Genomic DNA, 8,320 nt, shown 5'->3' on the forward strand with positions numbered 1-8,320 from the left:
GGACAGAAACAAAAAGGCCCGGAAAAACCGGGCCTTTTTTATTGATGGGGATTGCAGCTCAGTCGTCGCGGTAGACTTTCTCGCGCCGTTCGTGACGTTCCTGAGCCTCGATTGACAAGGTTGCGATAGGACGCGCGTCAAGACGCTTCAAGCTGATCGGATCGCCGGTTTCCTCGCAAAAACCGTAGGTCCCATCGTCGATGCGTTGTAAGGCGGCGTCGATCTTGGAGATCAGCTTGCGCTGGCGGTCACGGGCCCGAAGCTCGATGGCACGGTCCGTTTCAGATGATGCACGGTCTGCGATATCCGGCAGATTTGCATTTTCCTGCTGCAGGATCTCGAGCGTTTCACGCGCCTCCCGCAGAATATCATTTTTCCAGTTGATCAGTTTTTCACGAAAGTAGGATTTCTGCCGATCACTCATGAAGGGCTCGTCATCCGTGGGCTTGTAGTCAAGATCGATCAGTTTATTCATCTTTGAATCACCCTGCACCTGTAAGACGCGAGGAGGCCTATATAGGTCGTGTCAGATTGGCGCACAACTACAAAAAGACATGTAAATCAAAGAAAGAAATCATGATTTTTTGCCCAAATTATCGGCAAAAATGGCAGGATTCATCGATTCTCTAACCAAAAATACGAAGAAACGAGGGCAAATTTCGGCATTTTATAGCTCCAAGGCTCTACTACCGGTTGTAGCCTGCCTTGCAAAAATGCATGCCGCTCAGAAATTCGACAGACCCGTTTTGCACAATTATTTGATAATTGTCATATTTGCCGCACAGATTTTATCCAAAATTTGCGTCTTTCGGGGAAGCATGGCACCTGTTGAACAATATCATCAGGGAGTTGCAGGATGAGCCAGGTTTATTTGCTGCGGCATGCAAAAGCAGTCTGGCCATCCCCCGGCCAGAAAGACTTCGACCGGACGCTCGATACGGACGGCATCGAAGCCGCCAAGGTCCTGGGGGAGGAACTCAGGCGCTCCGGAATGAAACCGGAGATCGTTTTGTGTTCACCCGCTATCAGGGCGCGGCAGACGCTTGAGTACGTTGATATCCAACCCCCTTTCATCGTCGAGGAATCAGAAAAGCTCTATTCGGCCGGTCCTGACGCCTATCTCATGGCGATCCGCTTGGCCGGGCTCGAACACGAAGCGGCCAACTCCGTGATGCTGGTCGGTCACAACCCGATGATGGAGGAACTGGCCACCGCCCTCGCCGGCCGTGGCAATCCCCCAAGCCATCCGACCTTCGTATCCGGGTTTCCGACCGCCGCCTTGGCTGTCATCCAGTTCGACAGTCCGCTTGCAGAAATCCGTCCAGGAACCGGCGTCTTGCAGGCTTTCTTTTCTCCCTCAACACATTTGTAAGATCATCATTTTCTTGCCTTTGACACGCCAGACACCCAAATGGGCTGAGCCAAGGGATGAGATCAAGACTGCGACGCGGCCACAGGACGGTTGAATTGGGAACACTGACGACACTTACCGACGAAGCGAAAATCGCGCTCGATACGCTGGCCGACCGCACGAGCGGGCTCATGTCCCCGTCGTTGAGGCTCGGTGTCACGGGCCTTTCCCGTGCCGGCAAGACTGTCTTCATCACCGCGCTGGTACATAATCTGATCCATGGCGGCCGCCTTCCTCTGTTTGAGGCGCAGAAATCCGGACGCATCGCCCGCGCCTATCTCGAAGAGCAGCCCGACGATGCAGTCCCGCGCTTTCAATATGAGGAACATCTGAAGGCGCTGATCGACGAGCGCATCTGGCCCGACTCGACGCGGGCAATCTCCGAACTGCGCCTGACGATCGAATATGAATCCGCTTCGATGTGGAACCGTATGTTCTCCGGCGGCAAGCTTTCGGTCGACATCGTCGACTATCCCGGTGAATGGCTGCTGGATCTCCCGCTATTGGGTAAAACCTATGCAGAGTTTTCCAGGGATTCGTTTCAGCTCGCCGAGCTYGAAAGCCACCGCGATCTTGCAGCGGACTGGTTCAAGGTGTCGAACGATGCCGAGGCGGATGCGAACGCAGATGAAATGACGGCGCAGCGCCTGGCAAAGAGCTTCACAGATTATCTGAAAGCTGGAAAGGCCGACGAACGCGCGTTGTCGACGTTACCACCCGGCCGTTTCCTGATGCCAGGGGATCTTGACGGTTCGCCGGCGCTCACCTTCGCTCCACTGCCAAACCTTGATGCGGGTAAGCCGCGTCCCGGCTCGCTGGCGGCAATGATGGAGCGGCGTTATGAAGCCTACAAGACCCATGTGGTCAAACCTTTTTTCCGCGAGCATATTGCCCGGCTGGACCGGCAGATCGTCCTTGTTGATGCCATGCAGGCAATGAATGCCGGACCGTCCGCCGTGGCTGATCTGGAGCGAGCGCTGACGGAAATCCTTTCCTGCTTTCGCCCTGGCAGCACCAATTTCCTGACAGGCCTCGTGCAGCGGCGTATCAGCCGCATTCTCGTTGCCGCAACCAAGGCCGATCATTTGCACCACGAGAGCCATGACCGGCTGCAGGCCATCGTCCGGCGATTGGTCGACGGCGCCGTCAGCCGCGCCGATTTTTCTGGTGCAAGCGTCGACGTGCTGGCAATGGCAGCCGTACGCACCACGCGCGAGGCAACGGTAACGCAGGGCAAGGAAACTCTCCCGGTCATTATCGGAACGCCGCTGAAAGGTGAGACCATCAACGGCGAGACGTTCGACGGCAAAACCGAAACCGCCATATTTCCCGGTGACTTGCCGGCAAAACCGGACTCAATCTTTGAACATCTGGAGAGGGTTTCTGAAGACCCGGCCATTCGTTTCGTCCGCTTCCGCCCGCCCCGGCTGGAAAAGACCGCGGAAGGCCTCACCCTGTCGCTGCCGCATATAAGGCTCGATCGCGCGCTACAATTCCTCATAGGAGATCGCCTCGCATGACGGATAACAACGCTCGCAAACCTGCTGCCTTTCGGCTCGACCAGCCGGAGCAAACCGCTGATCCGCAGAAGGCGCGCGCTCCGCAACAGCGCAGGCCGACCGCGATCAAGGATGTCGCGGTGATCACACCGGCAGCCGTCGACGTCTTCGACCTCGATCCCGAGACCGCGAATGAACTCGATGCGCTGACCCCGCCACCGGCACTCGCAAAGAAAAAGCGCTTTTCTTTCGCCTCCTTGCTCACTGGCGCGCTCGGAGTGCTGGTTTCGCTGGCGCTGGGCCTGTGGGCCGATAATCTCATTCGTACCTTGTTCGAGCGTGCTCCATGGCTGGGCTGGGTTGCGCTTGGCGTCAGTGTCGTTGCAGCCTTCGCGCTGATTGCCATTGTCCTGCGCGAGGGGCTGGCCTTACGCCGTCTCGCATCGGTGCAGCACTTGCGCGACGAAGCAGCCAAGGCTGCGGCGGATAATGATGCTCGAGCGGCGAAAACAGCTGTCGGCAAACTTGTCTCCATCGCCGAGACCCTCCCCGCTACGGCCAAGGGCCGTGCACTTTTGCACGATCTGCGCGATGACGTGATCGACGGCCGCGACCTGATCCGGCTCACTGAAACCGAACTGCTCCGCCCCCTCGACCGGCAGGCGCGGGAGATGATCCTCGCCGCCTCGAAACGCGTATCGATCGTTACCGCGGTCAGTCCGCGTGCGCTGGTCGACATCGGTTATGTGGTTTTTGAGTCTGCGCGTCTGATCCGGCGGCTTTCGGAGCTTTACGGCGGCCGGCCGGGCACTCTTGGCTTCCTCAAACTCACACGCAATGTCATTGCGCATCTCGCCGTCACCGGCACTGTGGCGATGGGCGACAGCATCATCCAGCAGCTGGTTGGCCACGGCTTGGCAGCACGGCTTTCCGCGCGGCTTGGCGAAGGCGTCATCAATGGATTGATGACAGCGCGCATAGGCATCTCCGCCATGGATCTTGTACGGCCCTTTCCGTTCAATGCGGAAAGGCGCCCGAACATCGGCGATTTCATTGGCGATCTGGCGCGCATTGGTGGTGCAAAAAAGCCATAGCGCCGAGGTTCCGCTTTTCCCGGGGTTGCAATTTAGCGCTGAATGGCAACCATCCATTAACCATTCCGGACGATGATCGCCTAAGTGCCCATTCCAATGATTTGTGTTGAGTCTTGTCGATGAAAAGAAGCGCAGCAGCCGCTACCCTGTCCCTGTTTGCCTGCGCGTTTCTGACGTTGCCGGCACAAGCCAAGGACAAGGATGCCGAATTTTTCCAGACCGTAGAAGGTCAATGGGTCGGTCCCGGCGAGATCGTGGCCGGCAAATACAAGGGCACCAAATTCGTCTGCACGCTCGATGGGACCACGCCAGCGGAAAAAGCCGGCATGACGCTGGACGGCAGTTGCCGCGTCGGCATTTTCAACCAGCCGATGAAGGCGACGATCATTCGGGCCGGCAATAGCTACAAGGGCAGCTTTCTCGATGGTTCGGCCGGGAAGGGTCTCGACATCACCGGCGGCAATGTCTCCGGCAACCGCGTGGTGCTCGCCATCAGCCGCAAACAATTGAACGGCGCCATGCTTGCCAAGTTCAACGATGACAACACCATGAATGTCACGATCTCCGTTCGGCTCGACGAGGCGCTGATCCCGGTTGTCGGCATGACGCTGAAGCGCGTGGACTCAAGGGCTGTTGGCAGTATCGCCAAGAACTAACAATCTTTGACAGCCTGACCGGAGGCGCAAAATCGTTCATTTCCACCAGTCCGCATCATCGCGCGCAGTTTCGACGCCGGTTCTGTCGCAAAGTGCAGCCCATTGCGCGGCGGTCTTGCCGCTGATCACCAGATCCGGCGCGATATCGGCGAGCGGTACCATCACAAAGGCGCGCTCGGTCATGCGCGGATGCGGCAAGATCAGCGTCGGACTTTCGAATTCCTTCAGACCTTCATAGGCCAGCACATCGATATCGATGATCCGTGGCCCCCAGCGTTCGAGTCGCTGGCGTTTCAAGTGCTTTTCCACATCGAGACAAGCTGCGAGTAGCGCTTCCGGATCGAGCGAAGTCTCGACTTCGGCGCAGGCATTGTGAAACCATGCCTGATCGGTCTTGCCCCATGGCGGCGTCTTGTAGACAGGCGAGACGCCGAGAACGCGCGTTTCACTGCGCCCGTTCAACGCACGCAATGCCTTGGCCATCGAAGTCACCGGATCGCCGATATTGCCGCCAAGCCCGAGCCACGCCTTGTGCTTCAAGGTGGTCATTGCCTCGATCTGCGCGATTGCAATACCGCATCTGCCAGTGCCAGCGCGCTTTGGCTCATCGCGACATTGTGCACCCGGAAAATATCTGCGCCGGCAATCCGCAATATGGCTGACGAAGCGGCCGTGGCGATATCCCATTCCTGTTGCTCGCCGCCCGAAGTGGCACGCAGGAAACGCTTGCGCGAGGTACCGACAAGAAATGGATAACCGAACGCCTCGAGTTCCACAAAGCGATCCATCAGCGCAATGTTTTCCGCCGTGTCCTTGGCAAAGCCGAAACCTGGATCAAGTACGATCTGGTCACGCGAAACACCGGCTACCTTGGCAATTTCCAGCGAACGGTTGAGAAAGGCAAACTGGTCGACGATGACATCGGGGTCGCGTTCCCGCTCACGGCCCGTATGCATGATGACAAGTCCAGCTCCGGTTTCCACCGCGAGATCGGCAATTGCAGGCTCGCGCTGCACACCCCAGACATCGTTGACAATATGGGCGCCGGCAGCGACGGCAAGGCGGGCGGTCTCTTCACGATAGGTATCGACGGAGATGATTATATCCGTTTTTACCAGCGCTTCGATCACGGGCAGAATACGCGATTGCTCGACGGCTGGTTCAACGCGTGTGGCGCCGGGCCGGGTCGATTCGCCGCCCACATCGATGATCGACGCACCCTCGGCGATCATCTCCCGAGCGCCTTCCAGAGCCTGATCCAGAGAATAATGTACACCGCCATCGGAAAAGGAGTCCGGTGTGACATTGAGAACGCCCATGATCAGTGCGCGGTCACCCAACGTCAGAGACCGGCCATGTGCCAGTTTCCATTCTCTTTGCATCGGCGCGCTCCTTGAACTTCAGAAATCCTTATCCTGTTTTTGATCAGAACGTGGGTAACGTCAATTCATCCGCAATGTTTTTGACGATAGTCTCAGGATCGGGCAGACTTGGCCGAAAAGGAAAATACCAGATGCATATTTTTGCCAGAGCTGTGTCCCTCGGTATGGCGCTTTTGATGACCGTATCCGCTGCCAACGCGGCGATAGTCCTGCGCAAATATGAATACTTCGCTCTGAATGGCCGTACGGCAGCGGATCTTGATCGCGAATTGTACCGCCGGGGTCCCATTTTGCTAAAGACAGGCCAGCGCCATCCCGGCATGACCAAGATGCGCTTCACCAACAGGATAAAATACGGTTCCAACGGAAAGAGCTGCCGTGTTGTTGACGCCAACGTCGTCGTTCACGCCCAGGTTTTCCTGCCCCGCTGGATACAGCGCCGTACGGCGAAACCGGACCTTGCCCTGATCTGGGATACGCTATCGGCTGATATAAAACGGCACGAAGAGAGTCATATCGTCATCGCGCGCACAGCTGCAGGCGATATGGAGAGGGCGATCAAGGCGCTGCCATGGCGCAGCGATTGCACGGCCATGAAGGCTGACATCGATGCGCTGACTACAAAATTGATGCGCAAGCACGATCTTGCCCAAATCCAGTTCGACCGCGTCGAAGCCGTCAACTTTGACAGCCGCTTTGAACGGCTTCTTGTTTTCCGGCTCCAGCGCGAATTCGCAAAAAGCCCTTGATCGACGTCAGTTAACGCCCAGCTTCTTTTGCAGGCTCGTCGATGAGGTTGTGTACTGGAACACAATGCGCTCGCCCGGACTGACGATGTGCTTGGCAGCCTGCGTCATCAACGCCGCCTCATGGAAGCCGGACAGGATGAGCTTGAGCTTGCCGGGATAGGTATTGATGTCACCGATAGCGAAAATGCCGGGCTCCGACGTCTCGAATGTTTCGACACTGACCGGAATGAGATTTTCGTGCAGGTTAAGCCCCCAATCGGCTATGGGCCCGAGCTTCATCGTCAGGCCGAAGAACGGCAGCAGACGCGTGACCGGAATATCGGTCTCACCCTCGGTACCCTTGATTGTTGCATGAGTAAGCTGGCCATCCTCGCCTTTGAGACCGGAAACCTGACCGAGTTCGAAACGCACGCTGCCGCTTTCAACCAGTTCGAACATCTTCTTGACACTGTCGGGAGCCGCACGAAATTCGGCGCGGCGATGAACAACGGTAAGACTGCGCGCGATCGGCTGCAGGTTCAGCGCCCAATCGAGCGCGCTGTCGCCGCCACCGACAATCAAGATGTCCTGATCGCGAAATTCTTCCATACGGCGCACGGAATAGAAGACACTCTTGCCCTCATAGGCTTCGATGCCGGGTACCGGTGGGCGCTTCGGCTGGAAAGAGCCGCCGCCGGCAGCGATGACCACGACCTTGGCTTCGAACACCTCCGCCTCGTCGGTTTCGACGTGGAATGAGCCATCGGCCTGGCGCTCAAGCTTGGTGACCATACGGTTGAAATGGAACTGCGGCGCGAACGGCTTTATCTGCTCCATCAGCTTTTCAGTGAGATCGTGCCCGCTAATGACCGGCCAAGCCGGTATGTCGTAGATCGGCTTTTCCGGATAAAGCTCGGCGCATTGGCCGCCCGGACGATCCAGGATATCGATGAGATGGCATTTGAGATCGTAGAGGCCAAGCTCGAACACCGCGAACAGACCAACGGGCCCCGCGCCAATGATCACAACATCGGTTTTGATAATCTCGCTCATCGAAAATTCCTCATGCCAGGACCGTCTGCATGCCGTGCAGATAGAAAAAGGGGTATGGCTGGCGTGTCCGGGACACGCGGGCTGCCAAGCGCGTAACGATTGCACTCGCCTAGGTCAAGAGAATGCGTTCCTCTTGCCCGCCAAATTGCCCAGCAAAGGACGTATTCTAATCGGTCGATGAGAAAATATCAGCAGGCTTTAAGCCTGACGCTCCGGGACTTGCACGACGAGACCATCCAGATCGTCGGAAACACGGATCTGACAGGACAGACGCGAGTTAGGCCGTACATCATAGGCGAAATCCAGCATATCCTCTTCCATCGCTTCGGGCTCGCCGGTCGTGGAGGTCCACTCTTCATCCACATAGACATGGCACGTGGCGCAGGCGCAGGCACCGCCGCACTCGGCATCGATGCCCGGCACCGCATTGCGGATGGCATTTTCCATCACGGTCGAACCGTTTTCCGCGTTCGTTTCAATACGCGCACCGTCATGAG

General features: G+C 57.4%; 10 protein-coding genes. 5 read left to right on the forward strand and 5 right to left on the reverse strand.

All coding sequences use genetic code 11. The features are described 5' to 3' along the window. Nucleotides 1-58: 58 nt before the first annotated feature. Complete coding sequence (dksA, locus tag ACXJ5O_RS13575; RefSeq protein WP_091877580.1) at nucleotides 59-475, reverse strand: RNA polymerase-binding protein DksA; 417 nt, start codon at nucleotides 473-475, stop codon at nucleotides 59-61. A gap of 381 nt (nucleotides 476-856) precedes the next feature. Between dksA and ACXJ5O_RS13580 the strand changes: the two genes are divergently transcribed. The 4 genes from ACXJ5O_RS13580 (at nucleotide 857) to ACXJ5O_RS13595 (ending at nucleotide 4,660) form a co-directional block, all read left to right on the forward strand. Beyond that, nucleotides 857-1,372 (forward strand): SixA phosphatase family protein, encoded by a 516-nt coding sequence (locus ACXJ5O_RS13580; protein WP_457300347.1) that lies wholly within the window; start codon nucleotides 857-859, stop codon nucleotides 1,370-1,372. A 56-nt stretch (nucleotides 1,373-1,428) separates the two neighbouring features. Then, on the forward strand, nucleotides 1,429-2,931 hold the full coding sequence (locus tag ACXJ5O_RS13585; protein ID WP_457300348.1) for a YcjX family protein: 1,503 nt from the start codon (nucleotides 1,429-1,431) through the stop codon (nucleotides 2,929-2,931). Further along, nucleotides 2,928-4,004, forward strand: a complete 1,077-nt coding sequence (locus tag ACXJ5O_RS13590) for a YcjF family protein (RefSeq protein ID WP_457300349.1) — start codon at nucleotides 2,928-2,930, stop codon at nucleotides 4,002-4,004. The genes ACXJ5O_RS13585 and ACXJ5O_RS13590 overlap by 4 nt, the downstream gene beginning before the upstream one ends. Nucleotides 4,005-4,123: 119 nt before the next feature. Beyond that, nucleotides 4,124-4,660: a hypothetical protein gene (locus ACXJ5O_RS13595; protein ID WP_457300350.1), complete on the forward strand. Its 537-nt coding sequence runs from the start codon at nucleotides 4,124-4,126 to the stop codon at nucleotides 4,658-4,660. 36 nt (nucleotides 4,661-4,696) lie between these two features. Here the strand turns inward: ACXJ5O_RS13595 and folK are convergent, their stop codons facing one another. Together folK and folP are read right to left on the reverse strand one after the other, a co-directional pair. Beyond that, the gene (gene folK, locus ACXJ5O_RS13600) at nucleotides 4,697-5,209 is read right to left on the reverse strand and encodes a 2-amino-4-hydroxy-6-hydroxymethyldihydropteridine diphosphokinase (RefSeq protein ID WP_457300351.1); all 513 of its coding nucleotides are present in this window, start codon (nucleotides 5,207-5,209) and stop codon (nucleotides 4,697-4,699) included. Continuing rightward, a complete protein-coding gene (folP, locus tag ACXJ5O_RS13605; protein WP_457300352.1) occupies nucleotides 5,206-6,042 on the reverse strand; it encodes a dihydropteroate synthase in 837 nt (278 codons plus the stop codon). The genes folK and folP overlap by 4 nt, the downstream gene beginning before the upstream one ends. A gap of 131 nt (nucleotides 6,043-6,173) precedes the next feature. On the opposite strand from folP, the gene ACXJ5O_RS13610 reads away from it, so the two are divergent. Then, nucleotides 6,174-6,791, forward strand: coding sequence for a DUF922 domain-containing Zn-dependent protease (locus tag ACXJ5O_RS13610; protein WP_457300353.1), 618 nt, complete (start codon nucleotides 6,174-6,176; stop codon nucleotides 6,789-6,791). Nucleotides 6,792-6,797: 6 nt separating this feature from the next. On the opposite strand, the gene ACXJ5O_RS13615 is transcribed toward ACXJ5O_RS13610, so the two are convergent. Both ACXJ5O_RS13615 and ACXJ5O_RS13620 read right to left on the reverse strand, forming a co-directional pair. Next, a complete protein-coding gene (locus ACXJ5O_RS13615) occupies nucleotides 6,798-7,823 on the reverse strand; it encodes an NAD(P)/FAD-dependent oxidoreductase (protein WP_457300354.1) in 1,026 nt (341 codons plus the stop codon). Nucleotides 7,824-8,021: 198 nt separating this feature from the next. Beyond that, a partial coding sequence (locus ACXJ5O_RS13620; protein WP_457300355.1) for a 2Fe-2S iron-sulfur cluster-binding protein occupies nucleotides 8,022-8,320 on the reverse strand: 299 nt, incomplete at its 5' end.

This window comes from Phyllobacterium sp. P5_D12 (genome assembly GCF_054049495.1).

Coding starts and splice junctions, on each gene's coding strand:
- ACXJ5O_RS13615 (WP_457300354.1), bottom strand. CDS start 7,823: ATGAGCGAGATTATCAAAACCGATGTTGTGATCATTGGCGCGGGGCCC.
- folP (WP_457300352.1), bottom strand. CDS start 6,042: ATGCAAAGAGAATGGAAACTGGCACATGGCCGGTCTCTGACGTTGGGT.
- folK (WP_457300351.1), bottom strand. CDS start 5,209: ATGACCACCTTGAAGCACAAGGCGTGGCTCGGGCTTGGCGGCAATATC.
- ACXJ5O_RS13590 (WP_457300349.1), top strand. CDS start 2,928: ATGACGGATAACAACGCTCGCAAACCTGCTGCCTTTCGGCTCGACCAG.
- ACXJ5O_RS13595 (WP_457300350.1), top strand. CDS start 4,124: ATGAAAAGAAGCGCAGCAGCCGCTACCCTGTCCCTGTTTGCCTGCGCG.
- dksA (WP_091877580.1), bottom strand. CDS start 475: ATGAATAAACTGATCGATCTTGACTACAAGCCCACGGATGACGAGCCC.
- ACXJ5O_RS13610 (WP_457300353.1), top strand. CDS start 6,174: ATGCATATTTTTGCCAGAGCTGTGTCCCTCGGTATGGCGCTTTTGATG.
- ACXJ5O_RS13580 (WP_457300347.1), top strand. CDS start 857: ATGAGCCAGGTTTATTTGCTGCGGCATGCAAAAGCAGTCTGGCCATCC.